We start from the raw sequence: 26,600 nt of genomic DNA on the forward strand, positions 1-26,600 counted from the left end.
GACCACGCAACAGTCCGACAGTCCCTGGCGGCGGATCGGCCGGCGCGCCAGGGTGAATAGCGCTCAGGCTCGCCCGGCACATCCTGAATTTCCTCAATGCCCCTGACAGCCGCTTGACCGGCGCGTTACCATGGTTGGCCACATGCACTCACCGAAAGGTTCTTCAATGCAGATTGCGCAGAATTCCGTTGTCGCGTTCCACTACACCCTGACCAACGACGCAGGTGAAGTGCTGGACAGCTCGGAAGGCCGCGAGCCGCTGACCTACCTCCACGGCGCCGGCAACATCATTCCGGGCCTCGAGAAGCAACTGGAAGGTCGCGCGGCTGGCGACAAGCTCCAGGCACAGGTTGCCCCGGAGGAAGGCTATGGCGAGATTCAGCCCCAGCTGGTGCAGGAAGTGCCGCGCGATGCCTTCCAGGGCGTCGAAAGCGTCGAGCCGGGCATGCAGTTCCAGGCGCAGACCCAGGGCGGCCCGCTGATGGTCACCGTGACCCAGGTCGAGGGTGATACCGTCACCGTCGACGGCAACCACCCGCTCGCCGGTCAGTCCCTGAACTTCGACGTCGAGATCGCCGAAGTCCGCGAGGCCAGCGAGGAAGAGGTCGAGCACGGCCACGTGCACGGTGAAGACGGTCACGAGCACTGATCGCATCGCCGACAGCATGCCCCCGCCTGACGGCGAATCCGGCATGACACGACGCGAAGGGGCAGCCATGGGCTGCCCCTTCGTCGTTTCGGATCGACCGGAGGCGGTTCGCCTCGGAGGCGGTGCGTCTGGAGGCGGCTCGGCGTCGTCTACCCGATTCCGCTCACGCGCCGTCAGCGAGTAACCTCCTGCCCGGCCTGGGCCGCATCCTCCTCCGCCTCGAAGGCCCGCAGGGTCCGGTAGCCGCCCCACAGCCGGGTGGCGGTGGTCAGCAGACAGGCCGCGGCGAACAGCGTGGCGAGCAGCGCGAAGTGCTCGGGGAACAGGCAGAACACCACGAAGGCCAGCACCGTCTCGGTGCCCTCGGTCAGCCCGTGCAGGTAGTAGAAGGCCTTCTGCTGGAAACGCGGTCGATCCAAGCCGTGGCGGGTGGCCATGATGGCGAAGGCCAGGAAGGAGGTCCCCGTGCCGATGAAGGCGAACAGCAGCAGGGCCGCCGCCAGGGCATGGGCGACCGGGTCGGCCAGGGCGAAGCCAAGCACCACCGCTGCGTAGAAGACGAAGTCCAGGCCGATGTCGAGAAAACCGCCGGCGTCGCTGGCCCGGCCCAGGAGCCGGGCCAGCGCCCCGTCCAGCCCGTCGCCCAGCCGGTTGAGCAGGATCGTGGCCAGCGCCGGCAGATACCACTCCAGGGCCAGCAGAGGCAGCGCCAGCATGCCGACCAGGAAGGCCGCCATCGTCACCTGGTCGGGACGCACCCGCCACCTCGCAAGGCCCCGCGCCAGGCGCGTCAGCGGCGCCTGGGCGAGGGGCATGGTCCAGCGATCGAACATTACTGCCCCCCTTTCCCAGTCGCTTTCCCAGTCGCTTGCTCAGTCGCTTGCTCGCCCGCTGACTCGGCGGCTTTCTCAACCGCTGGGCCGCGCCGCCAGGCGAAGTAGCGCGACAGCCAGCCCAGCACACGCTCCGGCTTGTGGGCGTTCTTCCACACTCCCGCCGTCGCCTTGACCGCCTCGCTGTGGGTCGGATAGGGGTGGATGGTGCCCAGCAGCTTGTTGAGCCCGATGCCGTGGGTCATCGCCAGGGTGAACTCGGCCAACATCTCCCCCGCGCCCGGGCCCACGATGGTCGCGCCCAACAAGCGGTCGCGGCCAGGCACGGTCAGCACCTTGACGAACCCGCGGGTGCTGCCCTCGGCGATGGCCCGGTCCAGCTCGCTCAGGGCGTAACGGGTTACCTCAACCGCCACGCCCTGCTGGTGGGCCTCGCGCTCGTTGAGGCCGACGCGAGCCACCTCGGGGTCGGTGAAGGTGACCGCCGGCAGGGCCCGATAGCTGACGCGAAAGCGCTTGAACTCGCCGAACAGCGCATTGACCGTGGCATGCCAGGCCTGGTGGGCGCTGGCGTGGGTCAGCTGGTAGGGGCCGGCCACGTCGCCACAGGCCCAGACGTTGGGCAGCACGCTCTGCAGCGTTTCGTTCACGGCCAGGGTGCCATCGCCGCGAGTCTCGACCCCCAGCGCCTCGAGGCCCAGCCCCTGGACGTTGGCCTGGCGCCCCACCGCCACCAGCAGGTGGCTGAAAGGCAGGCGCTCGAGGTGCGCCTCGCCGTGCTCGTCGCCGTGCTCGACCTCCAGCACGTGGCCGCCGTGGTCGTCGGAGAGCACCCGCCGCGCCCGGGTGGCGAGGCGCACCGAGACGCCCTCCTCGGCGAGCCGCGCCTCGAGCTCGCCGGCCACGTCGCGATCCTCCCGGGGCAGCAGCTGCTCGCCCATCTCCACCAGCGACACCCGGCTGCCCAGCCGGGCGAAGCTCTGCCCGAGCTCGCAGCCGATCGGACCGCCACCCAGCACCACCAGCCGCTCGGGCAGCGTCTCGAGCTGCCAGAGGTTGTCCGAGGTGAGCACCTCGATGGTCTCGAGGCCCGGCAGGGGCGGCACCCGCGGGCGCGCCCCGCTGGCGATGATCACGTGGCGGGTGGTGATCACCCGCTCCGTCTCACCCTCCCGGATCCGCACCCGCCAGGGGTCGTCGAGGACGGCATCGCCGGCGATCACCTCGACGCCCAGCCCCGCGTAGCGCTCGCGGCTGTCGTGGGGCTCCACCTCACGGATGGCCCGGTGCACGTGGCCCATCACCGCGGCGAAGTCCACCTCGGGCGCCCCGGCGGAGACACCGTAGCGCGGGGCCTCGCGAATCTCGCTGGTGAGGCGGGCGGCACGGATCAGCGCCTTGGAGGGCACGCAGCCGGTATTGAGGCAGTCGCCGCCCAGCCGGTCGCGCTCGACCAGCGCCACCCGGGCCTTCACCGCCGAGGCGATGTAGCTCGCCACCAGCCCCGCCGAGCCGCCGCCGATCACCACGATGTCCTGGTCGAAGCGGGACGGTCGCGCGAAACGACGGGCCAGCTGGCGGCGCTTGCCGATGGCCACCAGGCCACGCGCCAACCAGGGAAAGAGGCCGATCAGCACGAAGGAGCCGATCAGGCCCGGCGAGAGGATACCGGCCAGCGACTCCAGCTGGCCCAGCTCGCGACCCGCGTTCACATAGACCGCGGTGCCGGGCAGCATGCCCAGCTGGCTGACCCAGTAGAAGGTCGTGAGCCGCATGCGGGTCAGGCCCATCACCAGGTTGATCACGAAGAAGGGGAAGAGCGGGATCAGCCGCAGGGTGAACAGGTAGAAGGCCCCCTCGCGCTCGATGCCGGCGTTGATGCGCTCGAGCTGGGTGGCGAAACGCCGCTCCAGCGGCTCGCGCGCCAGGGTGCGGGCGATCAGCGCGGCGAGCGTCGCGCCCAGGCTGCTGGCGAAGGAGATCAGCAGCAGCCCCCAGCCGAGCCCGAACAGCGCCCCGCCGAGCAGCGTCAGCAGGGTCGCCCCGGGCAGCGAGACCGCGGTGATGACCACGTAGATCAAGAAGAAGCCGCCGGCAACGGTCAGAGGATCGGCGGCCAGCCAGGCCTGGAAGCGGTCCTGCTCGGCCTGCAGGTTGGCAAGCGTCAGGACCTCGTCGGCGCCGGTGAGGAAATAGGCCGCCACCAGCAGGGCGATCACGGCCGCGAGTATCAGACGTCGTCGAGTCAAAGGAGGCTCCTGGTCGAGAAGGTGTGAGGGTCACGTCGATGAAGGCAGATGAAGCCTGAGCCGGGCGGGGGCCCGCATGGCAACGCCCCCGCATGGCAACGCCCCTCTGTCGCCGCGGGACGGGGTCCCTTACACTGCTCACATTATTGAACAGAGCTTGTACGGAACCCTGGGCAATCGATAGCCTCCAATCTAACACCTCTCATCAATGGAGCCACCCATGAATCGATCCTCCTTCCCTACCCTGCGGCCCCTTGCGCTGCTGGCCCTGCCGGTCGCCATCCTGCTGGGGAGTCCCTCTCAGGCCAGCGCGGAGTCAGCCAGCGCGGTCTTCGCTGGAGGCTGTTTCTGGTGCATGGAAGAGGCCTACGACAAGGTCGATGGCGTGACCGCCACCACCTCGGGATTCACCGGCGGGCACACGGAGAACCCGACCTACCAGCAGGTTGTGGCCGGCGGAACGGGTCACACCGAGGCGGTCAAGATCGATTACGACCCCGAGCGGGTCGACTACGAGACCCTACTGCACGTGTTCTGGCGCAACATCGATCCCTTTGCCGTGAATCGCCAGTTCTGCGACAAGGGCGCCTCCTATCGCAGCGCCATCTTCCCCATGGATGCCGAGCAGCGCGCCCTGGCCGAGGCCAGCCGTGAGGCCGTGGCCGAGCGCTTCGACCGGGAGATCGCCACCGAGATCAGCGACTTCGATGCCTTCTACCCGGCCGAGGATTACCACCAGAACTACTATGCCGAGAATCAGGTGCGCTACCGCTTCTACAAGTCGGCCTGCGGCCGCGTCGATCGGCTCGAGGAGGTCTGGGGCGAGGAGGCCAGCGCCCACTCGGCGCCCTGAGCCTCGCGGCGCTCGCCTCGCCACAGCCAGGCGGCGAGCGCCAGAGTGGTGCGCCACCAGGCGGGGAGCGCTTCGCGCTCATGCCGCCCCCTCAGCCTTCGCCCAGGGTGTCGAGGCGCCGAGCCAGCAGCACCGGTTCCAGGGTGCGGCGCGCCTGCCAGTAGTAGCGCTGCCAGTAGCGATTATCGAGCTCGGAGATCATCACGCCCCGGGAGGTGGAGGCATGCAGGAAGCGGCCCTCGCCGACGTAGATGCCGACGTGACGATAGGCGCCGGGCGGGCGGAAGAACACCAGGTCGCCGGGACGCAGGGCATCACGCTCGATCTCGAGCCCTTGGCGAACCTGCTCGCCGGTGGTGCGCGGCAGGTCGAAACGGAAGGTGTCACTGAAGATGTTCTGGACCAGCGCCGAGCAGTCGATGCCCCGGGTGCTCTCCCCGCCCAGCCGATAGGGCGTGCCGGCCCAGCGCTCGTGCTGTGCCAGCAGGGCGCGACGAATCAGCCGCGGGGGCGGATGCCGCAGGCCACGGGCCTCGAGGATGGGATTGTCCACCGGCGACATGCGGGGATCGCCGGGCAGGCCCGGCAGGTCGCGGGCGAAGTAGTCGCCGACCGGCGGCTGATCGCTTGGCCCCGGCGCGGCACAGCCGGCCAGCATCAGCAAGGCGACCCCCAGGGTTCCCACACGACACGCGCGAGCGTCCAGCATCCTGCAACGACCTCGTTCCTGGAGCCGCATCTGCTCCCTCGATGCGGTGCGTTCCTCCGCTCCTGCGGATTGTCGCTGTGGCAGTGTTCCCTGATGCGCCGGGGGCACTGCCACAGCGGCCTCTCGGCGGCTCACTGCGGGACCATGGCCCGACAGCGGCGCTGCGCCGAGGCGACTATAAACCAAAGACGCATCGCAGGGCGAGCCCTCAGTGGAGGGTGCGATGGTCGCCCGGCAGCGTATCGATATGCAGCGGCGCCCAGTGGCGCGGTCGCGCCCCAGGGAAGTCGAGGCTGGCCCAGGCGCCGGCCAGAGGCGGCGCGCCGGAGAGCCAGACCACCAGCGCCTGGCGGAAACCGGCCAGGAAGCTCTCACGCTCGGGGGTCTCGCCCATGAAGAAGGAGAAGCCGGCGTGCAGGCCTCGGGCGTACTCCTCCCAGCCCGCGTAGTGCTCACTGGCCAGGGCGTAGGCGCGCTCGAGCAGGCGCAGGAAGGCGTCCTGCTCGAGCCAGCCAAGCTGGCGGCCGGCGATCGCCAGGTCCACCGCCTGGGCGATGTCCCAGGCCGCCAGGTCGATGTCATTGCAGCCGTCCTCGTCATCCCTGACCCGCTTCAGGCGCAGCAGGTGGGCGCCCTCCTCCTCGCTGCACTCGTCGCTCTCTAGGATGGCGATCTCCGAGGCGAGCCGTCCCCGATTGAGGGTGTAGGGAGCGTAGTTGATCTGATACTCCTGGCGATCACCCGCCTCGATCAGATAATCGAGGAACTCGCAAAGCTCGGCCGCGCCGTGCAGGGCGTAGTGGCCGTCGACCCACTCGCGGATGGCCGCGCACTCGCGCTCGCTCTCCGGCTGGGGCAGGCTCCAGGCCGGACTGTTGAGCGGGCCCACCATGGCCATGGCCGTGAAGTGGACGAGCGTCGGCCGCGGACCGGGCTCGTGCCACTCCCCGCCCCGCCAGTCGAGCCAGTGGAAGAGGCTACCGGGATCCTCCAGGTGCCAGCGAATCTCGGCGACCATCGGCGCCTGCTCGGGCTCGGGGAGCAGGCTCTCCCACTGGGACCAGGCCTTCAGCAGGCGCCGGGCATCGGGATAGAAACGGCACAGCGAGCCCTGCAGGGCACGCGCCAGCGCGGCCAGGCGGGTCGCATCGAAGTCGCCGCTGTCCATGGCCATCTGCAGGTGGAAGGCGAACTTCTCGGCCATGTGGATCGTCGCGGCGTGGCGGCTGGCCTGCTTCAGGCCGTCGCGGCCGGCCAACTCCTTGGGGAGCGCATGGCCAAAGGGCGTCTCGGCCGTCGGCAGGGCCCCGTGGGCGGCGTCCGCGGCCAGCTGATTGAGGTGATGGGCCTGGGCCGGCAGCCAGTAACGGGAGAGCGCCTCGACGCCCTCGTCGGCATGCAGGTCGAGGGTCTCGGCGAGGTAGTGTCGCGCCTCTTCGCGCCGCGCCGCCGGCAGCACGGGTGGCGTGCCCTGGCGAGCGGCGAACTCGGGCTCGCGCACCGTCGCCAGCGCCAGCACCCAGTGGCGCGGATCGCGGCGCCAGGCATGCAGGGCCTCCCGCGACGCCGCGATGAGCTCGTCGGCGACCAGCCCCTGCAGGGGCGTCTTCCAGGGACTGACCGGCGAGTGCAACAGCAGCGACCAGTCGGCCTCGAGCGCGGGCAGCAGGTTGCGCCCTTCGAACAGGCTGCGGCCGCGCTGGTAGGCCCGCGCGAGCGCCGTCCAGTCGCTGTAGCGACGCAGCAGCAGATCGGCCCCGTGGTGAGCGAAGTCCTGGGCCTCCTGCTCATCGAGCCACCCCAGGCAGGCCCCGGCCCAGGCCAGGTCGACCAGCCGAAGCCAGTCCCAGGCGGCCCACTCCAGCGGCTCACCTCGATCGAGGAAGCCGAGCAGCACTCGGCCATAATCGCGCTCCCCCCCGTCCAGCGCGTCCTGCCACTGCCGGCGCGCCGCGCCATCGGCCTCGAGCAGGCGCGAGGCGTCCAGGTCCCAGCCGTGGCGGTCGCCCTGGGCAGCCAGCCACAGCAGGCTGCGCACCAAGTCGTCACGGTCCTGGATCTGCCACGCCTCGAGCAGACAGGCCTCGAGGCGCTGCCAGTCATGCGCGCCGGCCGGCAGCTCGAGGACCGGCGAGAAGGCGGCGCGCAGCCGCCATACCTGATGCTCGGGGGGCGTCGGCCAGAGCGCCGCCTCCCGGGGGTGATGGGCGAGCCACTCCTGCAGCATCTCCCAGGTCACGCCGGCGCCGTCGTGTTCGAGGACCGCCAGCGCCTCGCACGCCTCATAGAAGCCGTCGTCGCCGCGCACCCAGCCTTCGGCGCTGCGGGCATGCAGCAGCGCCGACAGCCAGGCATCGAGGTTCGCGTGCCGCGCGGTGATCTCCTCGGCCAGCCGCTGGGCCCAGCCGCGGGCGCGTGCCTCACAGAGCCAGCCTGCCCCGCCGGCCAGGGCGATGATCTCCAGGCCGGCCAGCAGCCGGGCCGGGTCGACGTCGCTCCCGGTGCCGAGGGTCTCCAGCAGGCACCAACCCAGTTCGCCTCGGTCGACGACCCCGAGTGCCGCGAGTCGCGCAACCGCCGTCTCGGCATCCACCGCGAGAGGATCGGGGGCGAAGGCCCAGTCACACAGCACCAGCTGCTGGGCCCACCAGGCATTTAGGGGATCGACCAAGGCTCACCTCGCCATCATCCGGAACAGGAACGTGCAGTGCTGCCAAGCGCAGCAAGTCGGCGGCATAGTGTACCGGAAAGCCGTGCCAGCGCCGATGGCCATGAAGGACTCGCGCGAGAAAATCGCGCTGGACGCGGGCTTGGCGACATGTTTTAAATAATGCACACTCGTCAAACAAGATGATCATATCACGAGGAACCCTGATGTCTGCGCACCCCGAGCTGCTGATCGACAAGGCCTTTGTGGCCGGCCAATGGCGAGACGGCGAACGCCGCTTCGCCGTGACCAATCCCGCCACCGGCGAGCGCCTGGCCGAGGTCCCGGATCTCACCGGCGAGCAGGCCCGTGAGGCCGTCGCCGCGGCCGCGGACGCCTGGCCGGCCTGGCGCCGGAAGACCGCCAAGGAGCGTGCCGCCCTGCTGCGCGGCTGGTTCGATCGCATCATGGAGCACCAGGAGGCCCTGGCGCGGCTGATGACCCTCGAGCAGGGCAAGCCGCTCGCCGAGTCCCGCGGCGAGGTGGCCTACGGCGCCGCCTTCGTGGAGTACTACGCCGAGGAGGCCAAGCGCGTGGCCGGCGAGACCCTGCCCGGCCACGGCGCGGACAAGCGCATCCTGGTGTTCCGCGAGCCCATCGGCGTGGTGGCGGCCATCACCCCCTGGAACTTCCCGCTGGCCATGATCACCCGCAAGTGCGCCCCGGCCCTGGCCGCGGGCTGCCCGGTGGTGATCAAGCCCGCCGAGGCCACGCCGCTGACCGCCCTGGCGCTGGCCAAGCTCGCCGAGGAGGCCGGCTTCCCCGCCGGGGTGATCAACGTGGTCACCGCCTCGAAGCCCGCCGAGATCGGCGAGGTGCTGACCACCGATCCGCGGGTGCGCAAGATTTCCTTCACCGGCTCCACCCCGGTCGGCAAGCGGCTGCTCGCCCAGTGTGCCGGCACGGTGAAGAAGGCCTCCATGGAGCTGGGCGGCAACGCGCCCTTCATCGTCTTCGACGACGCCGACCTGGACGCCGCCGTCGAGGGCGCCGTGGCCTCCAAGTTCCGCAACTCGGGCCAGACCTGTGTGTGCACCAACCGCCTGCTGGTCCAGGCCGGGGTCTATGACGCCTTCCTCGAGAAGCTCGCCGCGCGGGTCGTCGAGCTCCAGGTGGGCAACGGCCTCGAGGAGGGCGTGGTGCAGGGCCCGCTGATCAACGCCGCCGCCGTCGACAAGGTGCAGACGCATATCACCGACGCCCTCGACAAGGGCGGGCGCCTGGTGTGCGGCGGCGCGCCCCACGCGCTGGGCGGCACCTTCTTCGAGCCGACGATCATCGCCGACGTCACCGACGCGATGCGCGTGGCGCGCGAAGAGACCTTCGGCCCGCTGGCCCCGGTGTTTCGCTTCGAGACCGATGACGAGGCCATCGCCATGGCCAATGCCACCGAATTCGGCCTCGCCGCCTACTTCTATGCCCGCGACTATCGTCGTATCTGGCATGTGATGGAAGGGCTCGAATATGGCATGGTGGCGGTCAACGAGGGCATTCTCTCCACCGAGCTTGCCCCCTTCGGCGGCGTCAAGGAATCGGGCCTGGGACGCGAAGGGTCGCGCCACGGCCTGGATGAGTACACTGAACTAAAATACGTCTGCGTCGGCGGCCTCTGATCGCCCGCAGCGTCTAACAAGGAGTCAGGACCCATGAACAACGCACAGCTCAACGACCTCAAGCAGCGTTACGTGGCCAGCGGTGCCGCAAGCCCGGCCACCCAGTTCGCCGACCGCGCCGAGAACGCCCTGGTGTGGGATGCCGACGGCAACCGCATCATCGACTTCGCCGGCGGCATCGGCGTGCTCAACATCGGCCATCGTCATCCCAAGGTGGTCCAGGCGGTCAAGGATCAGCTCGACCGCGTCATGCACACCTGCCAGACCGTGATGCCCTACGAGGGCTACGTGAAGGTGGCCGAGAAGCTCAGCCAGGTCACCCCGGTACGCGGCCATGCCAAAGTGATGCTCGCCAACTCCGGTGCCGAGGCCCTGGAGAATGCGGTCAAGGTCGCCCGCGCGGCCACCGGCAAGAACAACGTCATCTGCTTCGACGGCGGCTACCATGGCCGCACCTTCATGACCATGGCGATGAACGGCAAGGTCGCGCCCTACGCCACCGACTTCGGCAGCATGCCGGGCAACGTCTTCCGTGCGCCCTACCCCGTGCCCTACCACGGCGTCAGCGAGGACGAGGCCCTGCGCGGCCTGAAGATGGCGCTGAAGACCGATGCCAATCCCAAGGACACCGCGGCCATCGTGCTCGAGCCGGTGCTCGGCGAGGGCGGCTTCTACCCGGCGCCGGCGAGCTTCCTCAAGGCGATCCGCGAGATCTGCGACGAGCACGGCATGCTGATGATCGTCGACGAGGTGCAGTCCGGCTTCGGGCGTACCGGCAAGCTGTTCGCCATCGAGCACAGCGGCGTCGAGCCGGACATCATCACCATGGCCAAGAGCATGGCCGATGGCATGCCGATCTCCGCCGTGGTCGGCACCGACAAGCATATGGACGCCTCCGGCCCCAACTCCCTGGGCGGCACCTACACCGGCAGCCCGGTCTCCTGCGCGGCCACCCTGGCGGTGCTCGAGGTGTTCGAGGAAGAGGACATCCTCGGCAAGAGCCAGGCGCTCGGTGACAAGCTGGCCAAGCGCTTCGCCCAGTGGCAGCAGGACTTCGACTGCGTCGACTTCGGCCGCAACCTGGGTGCCATGGCCGCCATCGATCTGGTGTCCGACAAGGCCAACCACACCCCGGACGCCGAGCTCGCCGCCGCGCTGTGCAAGAAGACCCGCGAGAAGGGGCTGATCCTGCTCTCCTGCGGCCTCTACGGCAACACCATCCGCTTCCTGATGCCGGTGACCATCGAGGACGAGATCCTCGAGGAAGGCCTGGCCATCGTCGAGGAGTCCCTCAGGGAACTGGTCGGCAGCAAGAGCGCCGCCACCGCCTGACGCGGGCCCCTGACGGGACACACCGCGCACGACCCTACCGCCCGGCTGGAGACAGCCGGGCGGTTTGCGTCGGGGGACGGCCGCCGTTGACGCCGTCGGCCGTCGAGCCTGCTATGGTCGGACATGCCATGACACCTTCGCTCTTCCGCACCGGGACCGCGCCATGATCTTTCGCACCCTCTCCCTGCTGCGCTCCCTGCAGGGGGCCCATCACACGGTCAACGATGCCCAGGCCAGGATCCAGCAGGCCTGCGACTACCGCTGGCTCCGGGGACAGCTGGCCCACGGGATGATCGGCGCCCGCGAGGCAAGGCTCGCCGACGGCACACCGGCCGTCTCGGTGGTGCTGCCCTTCGTGGCCAGCCCGGAACGGCGCCGCGGCGGCCGCTGGCCGGACGCCCCCGACGAACGGGAGGCCTGCTTCGTGGAGGGCGCCCACGCCTGCCGGGCCGCCGGAGCGCCGGGCTATCGCAAGCTGGAGAGCCTCTCCCGGGGGCTGGCCGAGGGCGGCATGGCGGTGCTCAAGGACGCGGCACGCTTCCAGTATCTCGTCGATCGACAGGCCCTGCGGCTTACCTGGCGGCGCGTCGAGTCCCTGGCCCCGGATCTCGCCGGACAGCTCGGTTATCGTCTCGCCGCGGCCGACAGCGAGCGTCACGGCCTCTTCCTGCTCGAGATCCGGCTTCCCGCCGCGGCAAGCGACATCGCGCTGAACGGCGAGTGGCTGGATCGCTGCCTGGATCGCTACCGGCGCATCCTGCCCACGCCGGCCGATTGAGGCGCCCCCTCGGGGACGCGCCCACCCGTTCAGTCCACCCGTTCAATCCACCACGTCGGCGGCCAGGTGGTCGGCCATCTCCGCGGGGGAGATCCGTCGCCCGGCGATATAGAAGACCTCGTCCCCCGCCGCCAGCAGGACGTCGTCGTCGGGGTTGAGCACCGGGTAGGGCTCCTCGCCCTGGCGGATCGCGATCAGCGAGGCGCGGCAGCGGGCGCGCAGGCGGCTCGCCACCCGCGCCACCGACAAGCGCTCCACAAGTCCCGCCAGGCGGGTCGAGTACTGCGTCTGCGTCTGATCGGCATCGACGAGCAGGCGCATGACCTCCTCGCTGCCGGGATCGACGGCGGCCTTGACCAGCATCTTCTGGTGCAGGGAGGGAATCACGTTCACCGTGGGGCAGTGGGTCTCGAGCAGCCGCCCCACCATCTGGTTCTTCACGTAGGCAGTGATCCGACAGCGCGCGTCGACCAGCGCGGAGAGGTGCATGCAGACCAGGTTGGTCTCGCTGTCGTCCTCGACGTCGACCACCACCAGGGAGGCGTCCTTCACCGCGGCCCGCTCGTAGAGCGACTCGTCCGACAGCGAGGCGGCGCGGAAGTACTCCACGCCCTGCTCGATGAAGGGGTTGCGGGACGGCGCACCACCGCCGACGCAGAGCGCCACCACCTGCCCGGGCCGCGACTCCTCACGGACCTGGTCGACCAGTGACGCGGTGTAGGCATTGTAGCCGACGATGACGATATGGTCCTTCTGCACGATCGATTGCTCCCCGTTGAGGCGCCGGGTGAACTGCGAGATCACCAGGGCGGAGGCCTTGCCCAGCAGGGTGGCGAAGAGCCCGATCCCCACTGGAATGATGAAGAACACGACCATCAGCTGACCGCCCCGCGTCACCGGAGAGTAGTCCCCGTAGCCGACGGTGGAGGTGGTGACGATCATGTAATAGAGGAAGGCGGTTGGCGAGGCGACCAGCGCCGTCTCACCGGCAAGCGCCAGGCCGATCCAGGCGAGCAGCAGGTAGCCGAGCAGCAGCAGGCCGAGCACTCCCCAGCCCATGTCGGCGATACCGCGGATCAGCACGGCGCCGAGGCGTTTCAGTACGTACATGCAGGTCCCTTGCGATGGCCCCGCCATGCGGGGCCATGAGATAACCCCGCGATGCGGGGCTCGAGCCGGTCGGAAGGCGCGTCAGGCCTTCTTGACCTTGGCAATGACCCACAGCAGCACTACGGCGCCGACGATGGCGGTGACCAGCGAGCCGACGAAGCCCCCGGCCTGCAGGCCCAGCAGGTTGAAGAGCCCGCCGCCGACCACCGCGCCGACCACGCCGACGCCGATGTTGCCGAGCAGGCCGAAGCCGCCGCCGCGCATGATATGGCCGGCGATCCAGCCGGCCAGACCACCGATGATCAACCAGGCAATGATACCCATGGAACACGCTCCTATTTTGTTTGTGGGGTGACCCGATCGGTCACGAGGACTCGATGGTGCCTCGGTGGCGCGTGAGAAAAAAGCCCGACGTGCCGGCGCCGCGAACCGAGGTGCGCAACAGCTGCTAGAACGTCGACCCGGGCCGGTCGAGGAAGGCGCGCTCCGCGGGCGTCGAGTCGCGTCCGAGCTGGGCGTTGCGATGGGGGTAGCGACCGAAGCGCTTGAGCACGTCGCGATGGCGCTGCTCGTGGCGCAGGTTCTCCTCGAGCCCCGGCTGGGCAAACAGGCGCAGCGCCTCTTCATGGATGACGAGCGATTCGCTGTGCATGTAGGGCATGAAGAGGAAGGCGCGCCAGGCCACGTCGAGCAGGCGGTCCGCCTGGTGGGCGACGGCCTCCTGGGCCAGCACCAGGGCCAGCGGGTCCCAGGCGAAGGCCAGGGGCGAGCCGCGATGGATGTGGCGCGGGAACTGATCGAGCACGATCACCTCGGCCAGGCGCCCGAGGGCCGAGGCCCGCCATTGCCACAGCTCGCCGCGGCCGGCCGCCGTCAGCAGCGCCTCGAAGCGCCGCGCGATCTCGCCGTCCAGGCCCGCATCCTTGCGAAACCACTGGGCGGGCTTGAGCTCGCCGAACCAGAAGTCGATCACCGTCTCGGGACGACGTTCCTCCATGTGACCCTCCTCATGCACCGGGATGAAGCTGGTACCATCAGAGGGTAGCCGTCCCCACCCCCACCCACCACAAGAGCGCCTCATGACCACCTTCGACATGCTGCAGATACTCGGTTACGTCTTCAATATCCTCGGCCTGCTGATCTGCATCGGGGGGCTGACCCTGGCACGGCGCCCGGAGCGGCGAGTGCTCGGCCGCAGCCTGGCGGTCCTGGGGTTCGTGATCGCCGCCACCCCCTTGCTGCTGCAGCTGTTCGGGCTGGTCCAGCCGGTCCCGGCGGGGGCCCTTCCGCCGAACTAGCCGCGACATCGACATGGCCCCCGCCGAGAGAAAATTGAGACCAAGGTCGAATGGAAGATTCGAGTCACAGGGCTAAACTCCCCGCCGTTCTCGTAAATTTACCAAAATTTCCGCCAGTCGCCGCCACGATGGGCGGTGAAACTCTCGCCCCGCAAGGATGTTTCCAACATGCATGCCCTCACCCTGGCGTCCTTTGTGTTCTTCACGGGATTGGTCGCCTTCATCACCTGGCGCCTCACCCGCCGCGACGACCATGCGACCTCTAACGGCTACTTTCTGGCCGGTCGCAGCCTGACCTTCCCGCTGATCGCCGGGTCGCTGCTGATGACCAACCTCTCCACCGAGCAGATGGTGGGCCTCAACGGGGCGGCCTTCAGCGACGGCCTCTCCGTCATGGCCTGGGAGGTGATCGCGGTCATCGCCCTGGTGGCCCTGGCGCTGTTCTTCCTGCCGCGCTTCCTGAAGAGCGGCATCGCCACCCTGCCCCAGCTGCTGTCGATCCGTTTCGATGCCGGCACCCAGCTGATCACCAACGTGATCTTCCTCATCGCCTACGCGGTGATCCTGCTGCCGATCATCCTCTACTCCGGGGCCATGGGCCTGCAGGGGATGCTCGACCTCTCCGGGCTCACCGGCATCGGGTCGGATACCGCCCTGCTATGGCTCACGGTGTGGATGGTCGGCCTGATCGGCTCGGTCTATGCCCTGTTCGGCGGCCTGCGCACCGTCGCCGTCTCCGACACCCTCAACGGCATCGGCCTGCTTATCGGCGGCTTCGTGATCTTCTACTTCGGCCTGCAGGCGGTCAGCGCCGACGGCGGCGTGTTCGAAGGCTGGGAGATCCTCAAGGCGACCAACCCGGACAAGCTCGACTCGATCGGCGGTCCCGAACAGCAGGTGCCCTTCGCCACCGTCTTCACCGGTGTGCTGCTGCTGCACCTCTTCTACTGGACCACCAACCAGCAGATCATCCAGCGCACCTTCGCCGCCAGAAACCTGGCCGAGGGCCAGAAGGGCGTGCTGCTGACCGGCTTCTTCAAGCTGCTGGGACCGCTGTACCTGGTGCTGCCCGGCATCATCGCCTATCACCTCTACGCCGATCAGGGCGTGGCAGCCGACGAGGCTTACGGCCACCTGGTGTTCAATGTGCTGCCCGCGCCGCTCACCGGTTTCTTCGCCGCGGTGATGGTCGGTGCCATCCTGTCCTCCTTCAACTCGGCGCTAAACAGCACCACCACCATCTTCAGCCTCGGCATCTACAAGGGAGTGTTCCGGAAGGACGCCAGCGAGGAGCAGGTGGTCCACTCCGGCAAGGTGTTCGGCTGGATCATGGCCGTCGTGTCAATGACCATCGCCCCGCTGCTGGCCGGCCAGGAGAGCCTGTTCGGCTACCTGCAGAAGATGAACGCCATCTACTTCATCCCGATCCTCGCCGTGGTCATCGTCGGCCTGCTGACCCGGCGCGTGCCGCCGCTGGCCGCCAAGGTGGCACTGGTCGGCGGCTGCCTGCTGATCTTCGCCGGCTACTTCGTGCCGCCGTTCAGCAAGCTGCCGACCCTCATGCACGAGTTCCACTTCGTGGCCGCGGTCTTCGTACTGCTGGTGGCGGTGATGCTGGTCATCGGCAAGCTGCGCCCGCGCGCCACCGACTGGATTCAGGAGGACAGCGGCGCCGTCGACCTGACGCCCTGGCGGGGCGCCGTGCCCACCGGCATCGTGCTGGTGATCCTGGTGATCGCCATCTACGCGGCCTTCGCCGGTTGAGGCCACCTTCCCTTCCCACCCTGCCGCTGCCCCGCCCCGCGCGGGGCAGCGGCGTTTCGTCACACCGTCCCTTGTCAGGTGCCATCGCGACCCGCACATTAGAGCGACGAAAAACCGCCTCCCAGGATGCCCGATGCGCCCCTCCCTGCCCCGTGAACTCCATGACCTGCTCGAGCGCGGCCGCGACCGCCAGCTGCGCCTGGCGGTGACCGGCCTCTCGCGAGCGGGCAAGACGGCCTTTCTGACCTCGCTGGTCAATCAGCTGCGCCATGCCGGCCTGGAGGCGCACCTCGACCTGCTGCCCGCCGCCCGCGAGGGACGGCTGCTCGGCGCCCGCCGGGTCCAGCAGCAGGACCTGGGCGTGCCGCGTTTCCCCTACGACCAGGCCATGGCGGCGCTGGACGCTCAGCCGCCGCGCTGGCCCGAACCGACCCGCGGCATCAGCGAGCTGCGCCTGACCCTCCGCTATCGCCCCTCGCGCAGCGGCCTGCTCGGCGGCGCGACGCGCCAGCTGACCCTGGACCTGTTCGACTATCCCGGCGAGTGGCTGCTCGACCTGCCGCTGCTGGGCCACGACTACCTGAGCTGGAGCGAGACCCAGCGCCACGACGTCGGCAGCGAGCGCGCCGCCCTGTTCGCCGACTGGCAGGCGGCGGTGGGCGATCTCGACCCCGCCGAGGAGGTCGACGAGGCGCGCCTGGCCGAGATCGCCGAGCGCTACGCGAGCGGGCTTCGGGCCGCCCGGGAGGCCGGCTTCGCCGACCTGCAGCCGGGACGCTTCCTGCTGCCCGGCGAACTCGAGGGCGCTCCGGTGCTGCAGTTCTTCCCGCTGCCCGGCATCGCCGAGGCCGACCGCGAGGCGCTCACCGCCCTGCCGGCCGAGAGCCTCTACGCCACCCTGGCGCGGCGCTTTCGCCACTATCAGCAGCACATCGTGCGCCCCTTCTATCGGGAGCACTTCCGCCGCTTCGATCGCCAGATCGTGCTGGTCGACGTGCTCGGCGCCCTCAACGCCGGGCCCGAGCGCTTCGAGGATCTCTCCCGGGCGCTGTCGCGGCTGATGCAGAGCTTCGACTACGGCAGGCGCAGCCTGCTGACGCGCCTCTTCGCGCCGCGCATCGATCGCCTGGCCATAGCCGCCACCAAGGCCGATCACGTCACGCCCGAGCAGCACGGCCGCCTGGTCGCCCTGCTCGAGGCGCTGCTGGCCGAGCCGCTCAAGGACCTGCGCTTCGCGGACGTGCCGGTCCGGGCCCTGTCGCTGGCGGCGATTCGCGCCACCGAGGGCCGTGAGGTCACTCAGCAGGGGCGCCACTCGCCGGCCCTGCGCGGCACGACGCTCGACGGCGAGTCGCGCCTGCTGTTTCCCGGCGAGGTGCCGGACCGCCTGCCCCGGGCCGACTTCTGGGCCCGCCAGGGCTTCGCCTTCACTGCCTTTCGCCCCCTGCCCCGCGAGCCCGGCACGCCGCTGCCGCACATCCGCATGGACGCCACCCTGGACTGGCTGATCGGAGACAAGCTGCCATGATGCCTCCCCGCGAGCCCGACCCGCGCCCGGGGGAGCACTTCCCCCTCGACACGTCACACGACGACGTCGCCCCCCAGGACCCGCAACCCGGCCGCCAGTTCGATGATGAGACGCCGAGCCGGCCGCCGGTCGAGCCGGACCCCCAGGCGCAGCGCGAGGCACAGGCGCTGGACAAGAGCCTGATGCGCCCGCGTAAGCGCCGCTGGGGGCTGCTCGCGCTGCTTGGCGGCAGCCTCGGCCTGGGGGCGCTGGAGGCCGGCCACACGCTCTATGCCGCGAGCCTCGGCGGCGACTGGCTGGCCGGCGCCTGGAGCCTGCTGCTGCTGCTGGCCCTCGTCCTCGGCGGCTCGGCGCTTACGCGCGAACTCTGGCGCCTGCGCCGCCTGACCCGCCACGCGCGGCTGCGCGAGTGCCTGGCCGCGCTGCCCGAGGCCACCCCGGCCGAGGCGCAGACGCTGGCCGAACGGCTGCGGCGCGATCTGGCCCTGGATGACGACCACCCCCACTGGCAGGCCTTCCTGACGGCCCGGGAGCCCCACCACGACGGGCGCGACGTTCGCGCCCTGCTCGACCATCACCTGCTCACGCCCCGGGATCGCGAGGCGAGCCGGCTGATCTCGCGGATGTCCGGCGAGACGGCCATCATGGTGGCGGTCAGCCCGCTGACCCTGGTGGACATGGCCCTGGTGGCCTGGCGCCACCTGGCGATGGTCGACCGGCTGTGTCGGCTCTACGGGCTGGAGCTCGGCTACGCGGCGCGCCTGCGGCTGCTGCGCAGCGTGCTCTATCAGATGGCCTTCGCCGGCGCCAGCGAGATCGCCGGCGAAGCCAGCATGGAGATGCTGACCATGAACCTGGCCGGCAAGCTCTCGACCCGGGCCGCCCAGGGGCTCGGCATCGGGCTGCTGGGGGCGCGGCTGGGGCTGCGCACCCAGCGGCTGGCGCGCCCGCTCGAGTTCACCTCGGACGAGACGCCACGCCTGGCCGACCTGCGCCGCGACCTGTGGCGGCAGCTGAGGCGCCTGGAGGCCAGCGAACAACGCTCCGGGGAGAAGACCCGCCACCCTTGACCCGGATCATGACAGCGTCCCGTGAGATGACTAGGCTCATCGGTAGGAAGCCACCCTCGTCTTCGCAAGGAGGACCGCGTCATGTTCCACTCCATTCTGGTGCCCATCGACGGTTCCGAGCACGCCAAGAAGGCCCTCTCCGTGGCCTGCCAGCTGGCGCTGCAGAAAGGGGCCGCGCTGATCCTGCTGCACATTCCCGAAAAGCTCGCCCATGAGACGCTGCTGGTGTGGGGCATCGGCGCCGTGGACCTCAAGGCCTCCGAGGAGGAGCTCGAGGCGGCCGGTCGCAAGGTCATGGACCGCGCCGAGCAGGCCGCCCGCGACGCCGGCATCTCCCACGTCGAGACGATGATCACCCAGGGCGACCCGACCCGCACCATCCTCGACGAGGCGCGGCGACGCGACGTCGATGCCATCGTGATGGGCAGCCGGGGCCTGGGCGACCTGAAGGGGCTGGTGATCGGCAGCGTCTCCCACAAGGTCGGCCACGCTGCCGACTGCACCGTGATCACCGTGCGCTGAGCGCGGCCCCCGAGTGCGGCGACAGGGTCAAGCGAGCCGCCGCTGGTTCTCCTGGTGGAAGAGCACGGCGCGACCCATGTCGACGCGCAGCGACAAGCGCTCTCCCGACGCCACAGGGCACTTGGGACCGACTCGCGCCGTGACCTCCGTCTCTCCCAGGGGAAGACGCAGCAGGATGTCCGCCCCAGTCGGTTCGACCACGCTGACCCGCGCCTCCAGCAGGGTGCCTTCGGCCTGTTCGCTCAGCCGCCGGTCCTCCTCGCTGAAGTGCTCGGGTCGCAGCCCCAGGATCAGCGGCTGGCCCACCTGTCCGGCCATGGCCGGGGTCTCACGGGAGACCGGCCATGGCAGCACCAGATCCGCCTCGCCGGGGGTGGCGATCCGCACGCGATAGTCGCCCGACTGTCCCTCCAGGATGGTGGCGACGAAGTTCATCGAGGGGGAGCCCATGAAGCCTGCCACGAAGATGTCGACGGGATCGTTGTAGACCTCGTCCGGCGTGCCCAGCTGCAGGATGTGGCCATCGCGCATCACGGCGATGCGGTCCGCCAGGGTCATGGCCTCGATCTGGTCGTGGGTAACGTAGACGATGGTGGTGCCCAGGCGCTGGTGGAGCTTCTTGATCTCGGTGCGCATGTCGACGCGCAGCTTGGCGTCCAGGTTGGAGAGCGGCTCGTCGAAGAGGTAGACCGCGGGTTCCCGGGCCAGGGCCCGGCCCATGGCCACCCGCTGGCGCTGCCCCCCGGAGAGCTGGGAGGGCTTGCGGTCCAGCAGCGCGGTGATCTGCAGCAGGTCGGCCACCCGCTCCACCGCCGCCTCGCGCTCCTCCCTGGGCACCTTGCGCATCTCCAGGCCGAAGCTGATGTTCTGGCGCACCGTCATGCTCGGGTAGAGCGCATAGGACTGGAAGACCATGGCGATATCGCGCTCCGCCGGGGTGAGCCAGGTGACGTCACGATCGGCGATGTGGATCCGGCCATCGGTGACCGGCTCCAGGCCGGCGATGGCGTTCATCAGGGTCGACTTGCCGCACCCGGAGGGGCCGACCAGGATCAGGAATTCGCCGGACTCGATGGCCAGGCTGACGTCCTTGAGGACGCGTTCGTTGCCGAAGTCCTTGCGGACCTCGTGGATCTCGAGAGCTGACATGACTACTTACCTTTGTTGTTCATCGACCGTCGGGTGAGGCGGCGGCCCGCTCACCCCTTGACGGACCCCGCGGTGAGCCCGCGCACGAAGTACTTGCCGGCCAACACATAGACCACCAGGGTCGGTAGCGCCGCGATCATGGCGGCGGCCATGTCGACGTTGTACTCGCGCACCCCCGTCGAGGTGTTGACCAGATTGTTCAGGGCCACCGTCACCGGCTGGGTGTCATGGGCCGAGAAGGCCACCCCGAACAGGAAGTCGTTCCAGATCTGGGTGAACTGCCAGATCACCGAGACCACGATGATCGGTGCCGAGACCGGCAGCAGGATGCGCCAGAAGATGCGGAAGAAGCCCGCGCCATCCAGCTTGGCCGCCGACACCAGTTCGGTGGGGACCGCCACGTAGAAGTTACGGAAGAACAGGGTGGTGAAGGCGATGCCGAAGATCACATGGACCAGGATCAGTCCTGCCCGAGAGCTGGAGAGCCCCAGCCAGCCCAGCGTCTGGGCCATGGGCAGCAGCACCACCTGGAAGGGGATGAAGCAGCCGAACAGCATCAGTGCGAAGAGCAGCTCCGAGCCCCGGAAGCGCCACTTGGTCAGGGCATAGCCGTTAAGGGCGCCGATCACCGTGGAGATCGCCACCGCCGGGATCACGATGGCGAAGGAGTTCCAGAAGTAGCCGCCCACGCCCTCGCAGCGCATGCCGGTGCAGGCCTCGCCCCAGGCCTTGGCCCAGGGGGCCAGGGTCGGCGACTGCGGCAGCGCCAGCAGGCTGCCGGCGCTGATCTCGTCCAGGGGCTTCATTGATGTGATCAGCATCACCGCCAGCGGCAGCAGGTAGAAGAGCGCGGCCAGCAGCAGCGCGGCATAGAGGGCCAGGCGCGCCAGTCGGGCGCCGGGCGTGCGGCGTCGAATCACGTTATCCATGCTTGCGGCTCCTCAGCTCCGAGTAGAGATAGGGAATCAGGATCGCCAGCACGCCGCCCAGCATCAGCATGGCGCTGGCCGAGCCCAGGCCGACCTGCGCCCGGGTGAAGGCGTGGGTGTACATGAAGGTGGCCGGCAGGTCGGAGGCATAGCCGGGGCCGCCGCCGGTCAGGGCCACCACCAGGTCGAAGCTCTTGATGGCGATGTGGGCGAGGATCATCACCGCACTGAACATCACCGGCCTCAGGCAGGGGATCACCACCCGCCAGTAGATGCGCGGCAGGCTGCCGCCGTCGAGCTGGGCGGCCTTGATGATGCTGTCGTCGATGCCGCGCAGTCCCGCCAGGAACAGCGCCATGACGAACCCGGAGGCCTGCCAGACCGCGGCGATCACCAGGGTGTAGACCGCCATGTCGGGATCGATCAGCCAGTCGAAGGTGAAGGACTCGAAGCCCCAGCTGCGCACCATGGCCTGGAGGCCGAGCCCGGGGTTGAGCAGCCACTTCCAGACCACCCCGGTCACGATGAAGGAGAGCGCCATGGGATAGAGGTAGATCGTGCGCAGGGTGCCCTCGCGGCGGATGCGCTGGTCGAGCAGGATGGCCAGGAAGGCCCCCAGCACCAGGCAGATCACCACGAAGAGGCCGCCGAAGATCACCAGGTTGGTGGAGGCGACCCACCAGCGCTCGTTCTCCATCAGCCGGCCGTACTGGGCGAAGCCGATGAAGTCGTAGCTCGGCAGCATGCGCGAGCTGGTCAGCGAGAGGATGAAGGTCCACAGCATGAAGCCATAGACGAAGAACAGCGAGATGGCGACGGAGGGAGCCAGCACCAGGCGTGGCAGCCAGTCCTGGAGGCGGCCGGACGACGAGCGCCGGCTCGCCGCCCGCCCCTCCTGCCGGAGGGAGGTCGAGAGTGTCATGGGAGGAGTCCTCGTGGATGAACACGGGCGCCGCCGCGGCGGCGCCCCGGGCCCGCGGCGGGTCCTAGTAGGCGGCCTGGGCCGTGTTGACCATGCGCCGGGCGGCCTCCTCGGCCTCCATGTCACTGTCGTTGAAGTAGTTGGTGACGACATCGAAGATGGCGCCCTGGACCGCGGCCCGCACGGCCATGCCATGGGCCATGCTGGGCACCAGCCCACCCTCGTCGGCGGTCCGCTGGAAGTCGGCCAGCGACTGCTGGGCGCAGCGGTCGAACTCGCTCATGTCCAGGTCGGGGCGCGCCGGGATCGACCCCTTGGCCATGTTGAAGGCCTTCTGGAAGGTCGGTTCCAGCACCAGTCGCGCCAGGTCCTCCTGGGCCTCGCGCTCACCCTCATCGCTGACCCGGAACATCGCTAGGCTGTCGATGTTGAAGGTGAAGGCGTCCTGAGTGCCAGGGGCCGGCGCACAGAGGTAGTCCTCGCCGGCGGTCAGGCCCGCGGCGGTGAACTCGCCCTTGGCCCAGTCGCCCATCAGCTGCATGGCGGCATCGCCCTCGATGACCATGGAGGTGGCGATGTTCCAGTCGCGGCCGGACATGTCGTCGTCCATCAGTTCGCGCAGGCGCTTGAAGGTCGAGAGCGCCTCGATCATCGGCTCGCCACCCAGGGCCTCGGGATCCAGGTCGACCAGGGCACGACGGTAGTAGTCGGTGCCGGCGGTAGCCAGCACGATATCCTCGAAGAGGGTGGCGTCCTGCCAGGCCTGGCCGCCATGGGCCAGCGGTATGTAGCCTGCCTCGCGCAGCGGCTCGGCGGCCGCGAACAGCTCGTCGAGGGTGGCGGGCATCTCGACCCCGGCATCGTCGAGCACCTCGGGATTGGCCCACAGCCAGTTGACGCGATGGACGTTGACCGGCACCGCCACGTAATGGCCGTCATGCCGCATGACCTCGGCCACGGTCTCGGGCAGCAGCGTCTCCCACTGCTGGGCCTCGGCCACGCCGTCGAGGTCGCCCAGCAGGCCAAGCTCGCCCCACTCCTGGATCTCCGGCCCCTTGATCTGGGCCGCAGAGGGCGGGTTGCCGGACATGGCGCGGGACTTCAGCACGGTCATGGCGGTCTCGCCGCCGCCACCGGCCACCGCGAAGTCCTCCCAGGTGTGTCCCTCGTCCTCCATCAGCTCCTTGAGCACGTTGGCCGCCTGGGCTTCGCCGCCGGAGGTCCACCAGTGCAGGACCTCGACATCGCCGGCCTGGACGCTGGAGAGGGTCAGGGATGCCGCCAGGCCGGTGGCCAGGGCGAGCACGGTCTTGCGGGGGGACGGGAGTCGCTTGGATGCGTGCATGACGTGGCTTCCTCGTGTCGTATTGTTATGGCCCCCGGCGCACCGGGATATCGACACGCTACGCCAGTCGTCGCGCGAAGGGGCGTTACCGAGTCCTGCAAAGTGTTCGCCCTTTATTGCAGGTCGGTAACATTGGCCTGGCGAGGCAGAATCAGGGTCACCAGCAGCCCGCCACCGGGCGCATCGGCGAGACCGATGTCGCCGCCGTGGGCCCGCACGATATGCCGGGCGATCCCGAGCCCCAGGCCGCTGCCACCGGTGTGCCGACTGCGCGAGGGCTCCAGGCGCACGAAGGGGGAGAAGACCCGCTCGCGCTGCCCCTCGGGAATGCCGGGGCCATGGTCGCGAAGGGTGATGACCAGCCGGTCCGGGGCATCCTCGAGCCGCACCTCGGCGCGTCGCCCGTAGAACAGCGCGTTCTCCAGCAGGTTGGCCAGGCAGCGCCTGAGGGCCAGCGGCTTGGCGGCAATGGGCGCCGCGCTCCCCTCGATGACCACCTCGCCGCCGTGCAGGCGCAGGTCGGCCGCCAGGTCGTTTAGCAGGGTGTCGGGCTCGACCATGGCGACCTGCTCCTGGAGGTCCAGCCCCTTGACCGAGGCCAGCGCCCCCTTGACCAGCGCATCCAGCTCGTCGAGGGAGGCGCAGAAGCGCGCCCGCTGGCCGGGGTCGTCGAGCATCTCGGCGCGCAGGCGCATCCGCGTGATCGGCGTCTTGAGGTCGTGGGAGATCGCCGCGAAGAGCCGCTCGCGCTCCTCTACCTGCTCGCGGATGCGTCGCTGCATGCGGTTGAAGGCCACGGCCGTGGCCACCACCTCGCGGGGCCCGGTCTCGCGCAGGGGCGGCGCATCGAGGTCGTCGCCCAGCTGGCGGGCGGCCCGCGAGAGCCGCGAGAGCGGTCGCGTCATGCTGCGAATGCCCAGCAGCGAGAGCCCCAGCACGGTGAGCAGCACCATCAACCCGGCCAGCAGGCGCTCACCGGAGAGCCAGGCGCGCTCCTCGAACACCTCGGCGATCGGCAGGATGGTGGCCAGGTAGAGCCAGGTCCTGGGCTCGAGCTCGAGCTGTACGACCAGTATCGGCGGCGAGAGGGGCTCCATCAGCAGGCTGTGCTGCCCCCAACGTGGCGGCAGGTCCTTCAGCAGCACCTCATTGTTGAAGACGCGCAGGGTCTCGGGGCGGGAGAACTCCACCCTCACCGCGTCGATGTCGAGCTGCTCGGTGAGGATGCGGCGGAAGGTCTCCACCACCAGGGCCTTCTCGGGCCCGTCGCCGATGTCGGCCACGTCGAGGCGCTTCTCGTTGACGCTGACGAAGAAGCGGGACCCGCCCATCTCGCGCAGCTGGTCCAGGACGATATGCCGGTATTCCCTCGGCAGCGAGCGGAAGAAGCGCATGGTGGACGCCACGCTGAAGGCGACATTGCTCGACAGCTCCTCGAGCTGGGCCAGGCGGCTGTCGCGCACCTGGGACGTCCAGATCACGTAGCTGGCGAGCTGGGCGGCCAGCACCCCGACCACCATGATCAGCACGAAACGTCCGCGCAGGGTGCCCGGCAGGCCGCGCGCCAGCCGGCGGCGCAGCCGCCGCCACCGGCCGTCGGTGGTCACGGCAGGACCTCGACCCGGGCGGTGAGCACATAGCCCGCCCCGCGCACCGTGCGGATCAGCTGGGAGTGCTGGGCGTCCTCGCCGAGACGCTGTCGCAGGCGACACACGTGCACGTCAATGGAGCGGTCCAGGGGCGGCGCCGGTCGCCCGCGGGTCAGCTCGAAGAGCGCGTCCCGCGACAGCACCTGCTCGGGATGCTCGAGGAACACCTGCAGCAGCTGGAAGTCTGCGCCGGACAGCGGGATGTGCTGCCCCTCGGCGTCCACCAACTCGCGGGTCAAGCGATCCAGTCGCCAGTCACCGAAGGCTACCAGCCGCGCCTGAGCGGGATCCGCCGGCTCCTGCTGGCCCCTGGCGCGACGCAGCACGGCCTTGATCCTCGCCAGCAGCTCGCGGGGGTTGAAGGGCTTGCCGAGGTAGTCGTCGGCGCCCAGCTCCAGGCCCAGGATGCGGTCGGTCTCGTCGGCGCTGGCGGTCAGCATGATGATCGGCACGTCGCTGTGGCGACGCAGGTCCCGGCAGATCGTGAAGCCGTCGTCGCCGGGCATCATCAGGTCCACGATCAGCAAGTCCGGGGTCTCGACCTCCAGCAGCCGACGCAGCGCCTCGGCGTCCTCGGCCATTAGGGCGCGCATGCCATGGCGGCCGAGGTAGTCGGCCAGCAGCTCGCGGATCTCGGGGTCGTCGTCGACCACGATCAGGGTAGCGGGTGTGGTGGTCATGGCAGCGGCCTCAGGTCGAAGCGCGCGCGCAGCCGCTCGGCCACGCCCTGGCGGTCGTGATGGCCGATGCCGGCGGCCTCGGGCACCCGGTCGGCCAGCGCCGGGTGGGCATTGGCCATCACGTGGGCCTCCCCGGCCAGGGTCAGCATCTCAGTGTCGTTGAGGTTGTCGCCGAAGGCCAGGCAGTCCTCGCGGCCGAGCCCCAGGGAGTCGAGCAGCGTGGCGAGCGCGGTGCCCTTGTTGACCCCGCCGGCCATGATCTCCAGCGAGGTGTCCATCGAGTACGTCAGGTGCAAGCGCTCGCCGTGGCGGGCACGGATCGTCGCCTCCAGCCGCCTCACCTCGCCCGGGTCGCCGATGTAGAGCACCTTGCCGACGCCCTCCCCGTGCCGCTCGGCGGGGTCGGCGACCCGATAGCCGAAGCCGGTGTGGGCGTGTAGCGCCAGCAGCCCGGGCGCCTCCGCATCGATCAGCCACTCGTCGTCGTGATAGAGGTTGAGGCGCACCTCGGGATGGCGCGGCAGGGCGATCAGCTCCCGGGCCAGGGAGGCGTCCAAGTGGCGGGAGGCGACCAGGCGGTCCTCGGGGTCGTGGAGGTAGGCCCCGTTGGTGCTGATCACGTGCACCGGCACGCCGAGCCGCTCCCGGAAGCGCTGCATGTCCCGGAAATGGCGCCCCGAGGCGAAGGCCAGGTGGTGGCCCCGCCCGGCCAGGGCGCGCAGCGTCTCGACGGTGGTCGGGTGAAGGTCATGGTCGGCCCCGAGCAGGGTGCCGTCGAGGTCGGAGACGATCAGTCGAGGGGTCATGGAGCCATCCGCATGTCAGAGAGCTCAAGGCTACCGCTCCCCCCCGCCGCTGTCTTCCCCGCCGGCGCCGACGCAATCGCTTGATTCCACGTCGGGACCTCCATC

General features: G+C 69.5%; 24 protein-coding genes. 10 read left to right on the top strand and 14 right to left on the bottom strand.

What is annotated here, in order from left to right:
- Positions 1-166: 166 nt before the first annotated feature.
- Positions 167-649, top strand: a complete 483-nt coding sequence (locus FEI13_RS06480) for an FKBP-type peptidyl-prolyl cis-trans isomerase (RefSeq protein ID WP_138180570.1) — start codon at positions 167-169, stop codon at positions 647-649.
- Between the two features lie 173 nt (positions 650-822).
- On the opposite strand, the gene FEI13_RS06485 is transcribed toward FEI13_RS06480, so the two are convergent.
- Together FEI13_RS06485 and FEI13_RS06490 are read right to left on the bottom strand one after the other, a co-directional pair.
- Positions 823-1,482: a CDP-alcohol phosphatidyltransferase family protein gene (locus FEI13_RS06485; RefSeq protein ID WP_138180572.1), complete on the bottom strand. Its 660-nt coding sequence runs from the start codon at positions 1,480-1,482 to the stop codon at positions 823-825.
- Positions 1,482-3,731: an FAD-dependent oxidoreductase gene (locus FEI13_RS06490; RefSeq protein WP_240036453.1), complete on the bottom strand. Its 2,250-nt coding sequence runs from the start codon at positions 3,729-3,731 to the stop codon at positions 1,482-1,484. Before FEI13_RS06490 ends, FEI13_RS06485 begins: the two co-directional genes overlap by 1 nt.
- A 220-nt stretch (positions 3,732-3,951) precedes the next feature.
- Here FEI13_RS06490 and msrA point away from each other — a divergent pair, with 220 nt between their 5' ends.
- Entirely contained in the window at positions 3,952-4,584 is a 633-nt protein-coding gene (gene msrA / locus FEI13_RS06495; protein ID WP_138180574.1) for a peptide-methionine (S)-S-oxide reductase MsrA, read from the top strand.
- 91 nt (positions 4,585-4,675) lie between these two features.
- Here the strand turns inward: msrA and FEI13_RS06500 are convergent, their stop codons facing one another.
- Positions 4,676-5,293 (bottom strand): NlpC/P60 family protein, encoded by a 618-nt coding sequence (locus FEI13_RS06500; protein WP_240036454.1) that lies wholly within the window; start codon positions 5,291-5,293, stop codon positions 4,676-4,678.
- Between the two features lie 208 nt (positions 5,294-5,501).
- Positions 5,502-7,964 carry a DUF1266 domain-containing protein gene (locus FEI13_RS06505; protein ID WP_138180576.1) on the bottom strand — a complete coding sequence of 821 codons (2,463 nt, stop codon included), beginning with the start codon at positions 7,962-7,964 and terminating at the stop codon, positions 5,502-5,504.
- 203 nt (positions 7,965-8,167) lie between these two features.
- Here FEI13_RS06505 and FEI13_RS06510 point away from each other — a divergent pair, with 203 nt between their 5' ends.
- From FEI13_RS06510 to FEI13_RS06520, 3 genes are all read left to right on the top strand, one after another.
- Positions 8,168-9,613: an NAD-dependent succinate-semialdehyde dehydrogenase gene (locus FEI13_RS06510; protein ID WP_138180578.1), complete on the top strand. Its 1,446-nt coding sequence runs from the start codon at positions 8,168-8,170 to the stop codon at positions 9,611-9,613.
- Between the two features lie 33 nt (positions 9,614-9,646).
- Positions 9,647-10,945 (top strand): 4-aminobutyrate--2-oxoglutarate transaminase, encoded by a 1,299-nt coding sequence (gene gabT / locus FEI13_RS06515; protein WP_138180580.1) that lies wholly within the window; start codon positions 9,647-9,649, stop codon positions 10,943-10,945.
- Positions 10,946-11,108: 163 nt separating this feature from the next.
- Positions 11,109-11,723, top strand: a complete 615-nt coding sequence (locus FEI13_RS06520) for a hypothetical protein (RefSeq protein WP_138180582.1) — start codon at positions 11,109-11,111, stop codon at positions 11,721-11,723.
- Between the two features lie 42 nt (positions 11,724-11,765).
- Here FEI13_RS06520 and FEI13_RS06525 read toward each other — a convergent pair whose 3' ends face one another.
- The 3 genes from FEI13_RS06525 to FEI13_RS06535 all read right to left on the bottom strand — a co-directional run bounded on the left by FEI13_RS06525 (position 11,766) and on the right by FEI13_RS06535 (position 13,830).
- The gene (locus tag FEI13_RS06525) at positions 11,766-12,833 is read right to left on the bottom strand and encodes an ion channel (protein ID WP_158294520.1); all 1,068 of its coding nucleotides are present in this window, start codon (positions 12,831-12,833) and stop codon (positions 11,766-11,768) included.
- Between the two features lie 81 nt (positions 12,834-12,914).
- Positions 12,915-13,157, bottom strand: coding sequence for a GlsB/YeaQ/YmgE family stress response membrane protein (locus FEI13_RS06530; protein WP_138180586.1), 243 nt, complete (start codon positions 13,155-13,157; stop codon positions 12,915-12,917).
- A gap of 124 nt (positions 13,158-13,281) precedes the next feature.
- On the bottom strand, positions 13,282-13,830 hold the full coding sequence (locus FEI13_RS06535) for a DUF924 family protein (RefSeq protein ID WP_138180588.1): 549 nt from the start codon (positions 13,828-13,830) through the stop codon (positions 13,282-13,284).
- 82 nt (positions 13,831-13,912) lie between these two features.
- Between FEI13_RS06535 and FEI13_RS06540 the strand changes: the two genes are divergently transcribed.
- From FEI13_RS06540 to FEI13_RS06560, 5 genes are all read left to right on the top strand, one after another.
- Positions 13,913-14,131: a hypothetical protein gene (locus FEI13_RS06540; protein ID WP_138180590.1), complete on the top strand. Its 219-nt coding sequence runs from the start codon at positions 13,913-13,915 to the stop codon at positions 14,129-14,131.
- Between the two features lie 168 nt (positions 14,132-14,299).
- Positions 14,300-15,895: a solute:sodium symporter family transporter gene (locus FEI13_RS06545; protein WP_138180592.1), complete on the top strand. Its 1,596-nt coding sequence runs from the start codon at positions 14,300-14,302 to the stop codon at positions 15,893-15,895.
- 133 nt (positions 15,896-16,028) lie between these two features.
- A complete protein-coding gene (locus FEI13_RS06550; RefSeq protein WP_138180594.1) occupies positions 16,029-17,423 on the top strand; it encodes a YcjX family GTP-binding protein in 1,395 nt (464 codons plus the stop codon).
- Positions 17,420-18,493, top strand: a complete 1,074-nt coding sequence (locus FEI13_RS06555; RefSeq protein ID WP_240036455.1) for a TIGR01620 family protein — start codon at positions 17,420-17,422, stop codon at positions 18,491-18,493. The genes FEI13_RS06550 and FEI13_RS06555 overlap by 4 nt, the downstream gene beginning before the upstream one ends.
- 81 nt (positions 18,494-18,574) lie before the next feature.
- Complete coding sequence (locus tag FEI13_RS06560; protein ID WP_138180596.1) at positions 18,575-19,015, top strand: universal stress protein; 441 nt, start codon at positions 18,575-18,577, stop codon at positions 19,013-19,015.
- A gap of 27 nt (positions 19,016-19,042) precedes the next feature.
- Here the strand turns inward: FEI13_RS06560 and FEI13_RS06565 are convergent, their stop codons facing one another.
- The 7 genes from FEI13_RS06565 to FEI13_RS06595 all read right to left on the bottom strand — a co-directional run bounded on the left by FEI13_RS06565 (position 19,043) and on the right by FEI13_RS06595 (position 26,495).
- Positions 19,043-20,164 carry an ABC transporter ATP-binding protein gene (locus tag FEI13_RS06565; RefSeq protein ID WP_138180598.1) on the bottom strand — a complete coding sequence of 374 codons (1,122 nt, stop codon included), beginning with the start codon at positions 20,162-20,164 and terminating at the stop codon, positions 19,043-19,045.
- A 50-nt stretch (positions 20,165-20,214) separates the two neighbouring features.
- Positions 20,215-21,093 (bottom strand): carbohydrate ABC transporter permease, encoded by an 879-nt coding sequence (locus tag FEI13_RS06570; RefSeq protein ID WP_138180600.1) that lies wholly within the window; start codon positions 21,091-21,093, stop codon positions 20,215-20,217.
- Entirely contained in the window at positions 21,086-22,015 is a 930-nt protein-coding gene (locus FEI13_RS06575; RefSeq protein WP_138180602.1) for a carbohydrate ABC transporter permease, read from the bottom strand. Before FEI13_RS06575 ends, FEI13_RS06570 begins: the two co-directional genes overlap by 8 nt.
- A gap of 64 nt (positions 22,016-22,079) precedes the next feature.
- Complete coding sequence (locus tag FEI13_RS06580) at positions 22,080-23,360, bottom strand: ABC transporter substrate-binding protein (protein WP_138180604.1); 1,281 nt, start codon at positions 23,358-23,360, stop codon at positions 22,080-22,082.
- A 113-nt stretch (positions 23,361-23,473) separates the two neighbouring features.
- Positions 23,474-24,880 (bottom strand): ATP-binding protein, encoded by a 1,407-nt coding sequence (locus tag FEI13_RS06585; RefSeq protein ID WP_138180758.1) that lies wholly within the window; start codon positions 24,878-24,880, stop codon positions 23,474-23,476.
- An 83-nt stretch (positions 24,881-24,963) separates the two neighbouring features.
- A complete protein-coding gene (locus FEI13_RS06590) occupies positions 24,964-25,689 on the bottom strand; it encodes a response regulator (RefSeq protein WP_138180606.1) in 726 nt (241 codons plus the stop codon).
- The gene (locus tag FEI13_RS06595) at positions 25,686-26,495 is read right to left on the bottom strand and encodes a Cof-type HAD-IIB family hydrolase (protein WP_138180608.1); all 810 of its coding nucleotides are present in this window, start codon (positions 26,493-26,495) and stop codon (positions 25,686-25,688) included. The genes FEI13_RS06590 and FEI13_RS06595 overlap by 4 nt, the downstream gene beginning before the upstream one ends.
- Between the last annotated feature and the right edge of the window lie 105 nt (positions 26,496-26,600).

This window comes from Halomonas urmiana, assembly GCF_005780185.1.
Taxonomy (GTDB): Bacteria; Pseudomonadota; Gammaproteobacteria; order Pseudomonadales; family Halomonadaceae; genus Halomonas; species Halomonas urmiana.

Excerpts from the sequence above, each read along its gene's own strand:
- FEI13_RS06590 (WP_138180606.1), bottom strand. The coding sequence starts at position 25,689 with ATGACCACCACACCCGCTACCCTGATCGTGGTCGACGACGACCCCGAG.
- FEI13_RS06585 (WP_138180758.1), bottom strand. The coding sequence starts at position 24,880 with ATGGTGGTCGGGGTGCTGGCCGCCCAGCTCGCCAGCTACGTGATCTGG.
- FEI13_RS06550 (WP_138180594.1), top strand. The coding sequence starts at position 16,029 with ATGCGCCCCTCCCTGCCCCGTGAACTCCATGACCTGCTCGAGCGCGGC.
- FEI13_RS06480 (WP_138180570.1), top strand. The coding sequence starts at position 167 with ATGCAGATTGCGCAGAATTCCGTTGTCGCGTTCCACTACACCCTGACC.
- FEI13_RS06560 (WP_138180596.1), top strand. The coding sequence starts at position 18,575 with ATGTTCCACTCCATTCTGGTGCCCATCGACGGTTCCGAGCACGCCAAG.
- FEI13_RS06595 (WP_138180608.1), bottom strand. The coding sequence starts at position 26,495 with ATGACCCCTCGACTGATCGTCTCCGACCTCGACGGCACCCTGCTCGGG.
- msrA (WP_138180574.1), top strand. The coding sequence starts at position 3,952 with ATGAATCGATCCTCCTTCCCTACCCTGCGGCCCCTTGCGCTGCTGGCC.
- FEI13_RS06555 (WP_240036455.1), top strand. The coding sequence starts at position 17,420 with ATGATGCCTCCCCGCGAGCCCGACCCGCGCCCGGGGGAGCACTTCCCC.
- FEI13_RS06520 (WP_138180582.1), top strand. The coding sequence starts at position 11,109 with ATGATCTTTCGCACCCTCTCCCTGCTGCGCTCCCTGCAGGGGGCCCAT.
- FEI13_RS06565 (WP_138180598.1), bottom strand. The coding sequence starts at position 20,164 with ATGTCAGCTCTCGAGATCCACGAGGTCCGCAAGGACTTCGGCAACGAA.
- FEI13_RS06575 (WP_138180602.1), bottom strand. The coding sequence starts at position 22,015 with ATGACACTCTCGACCTCCCTCCGGCAGGAGGGGCGGGCGGCGAGCCGG.
- FEI13_RS06545 (WP_138180592.1), top strand. The coding sequence starts at position 14,300 with ATGCATGCCCTCACCCTGGCGTCCTTTGTGTTCTTCACGGGATTGGTC.
- FEI13_RS06525 (WP_158294520.1), bottom strand. The coding sequence starts at position 12,833 with ATGTACGTACTGAAACGCCTCGGCGCCGTGCTGATCCGCGGTATCGCC.
- FEI13_RS06570 (WP_138180600.1), bottom strand. The coding sequence starts at position 21,093 with ATGGATAACGTGATTCGACGCCGCACGCCCGGCGCCCGACTGGCGCGC.
- FEI13_RS06580 (WP_138180604.1), bottom strand. The coding sequence starts at position 23,360 with ATGCACGCATCCAAGCGACTCCCGTCCCCCCGCAAGACCGTGCTCGCC.
- FEI13_RS06540 (WP_138180590.1), top strand. The coding sequence starts at position 13,913 with ATGACCACCTTCGACATGCTGCAGATACTCGGTTACGTCTTCAATATC.
- FEI13_RS06500 (WP_240036454.1), bottom strand. The coding sequence starts at position 5,293 with ATGCTGGACGCTCGCGCGTGTCGTGTGGGAACCCTGGGGGTCGCCTTG.
- FEI13_RS06485 (WP_138180572.1), bottom strand. The coding sequence starts at position 1,482 with ATGTTCGATCGCTGGACCATGCCCCTCGCCCAGGCGCCGCTGACGCGC.
- FEI13_RS06535 (WP_138180588.1), bottom strand. The coding sequence starts at position 13,830 with ATGGAGGAACGTCGTCCCGAGACGGTGATCGACTTCTGGTTCGGCGAG.
- gabT (WP_138180580.1), top strand. The coding sequence starts at position 9,647 with ATGAACAACGCACAGCTCAACGACCTCAAGCAGCGTTACGTGGCCAGC.
- FEI13_RS06530 (WP_138180586.1), bottom strand. The coding sequence starts at position 13,157 with ATGGGTATCATTGCCTGGTTGATCATCGGTGGTCTGGCCGGCTGGATC.
- FEI13_RS06510 (WP_138180578.1), top strand. The coding sequence starts at position 8,168 with ATGTCTGCGCACCCCGAGCTGCTGATCGACAAGGCCTTTGTGGCCGGC.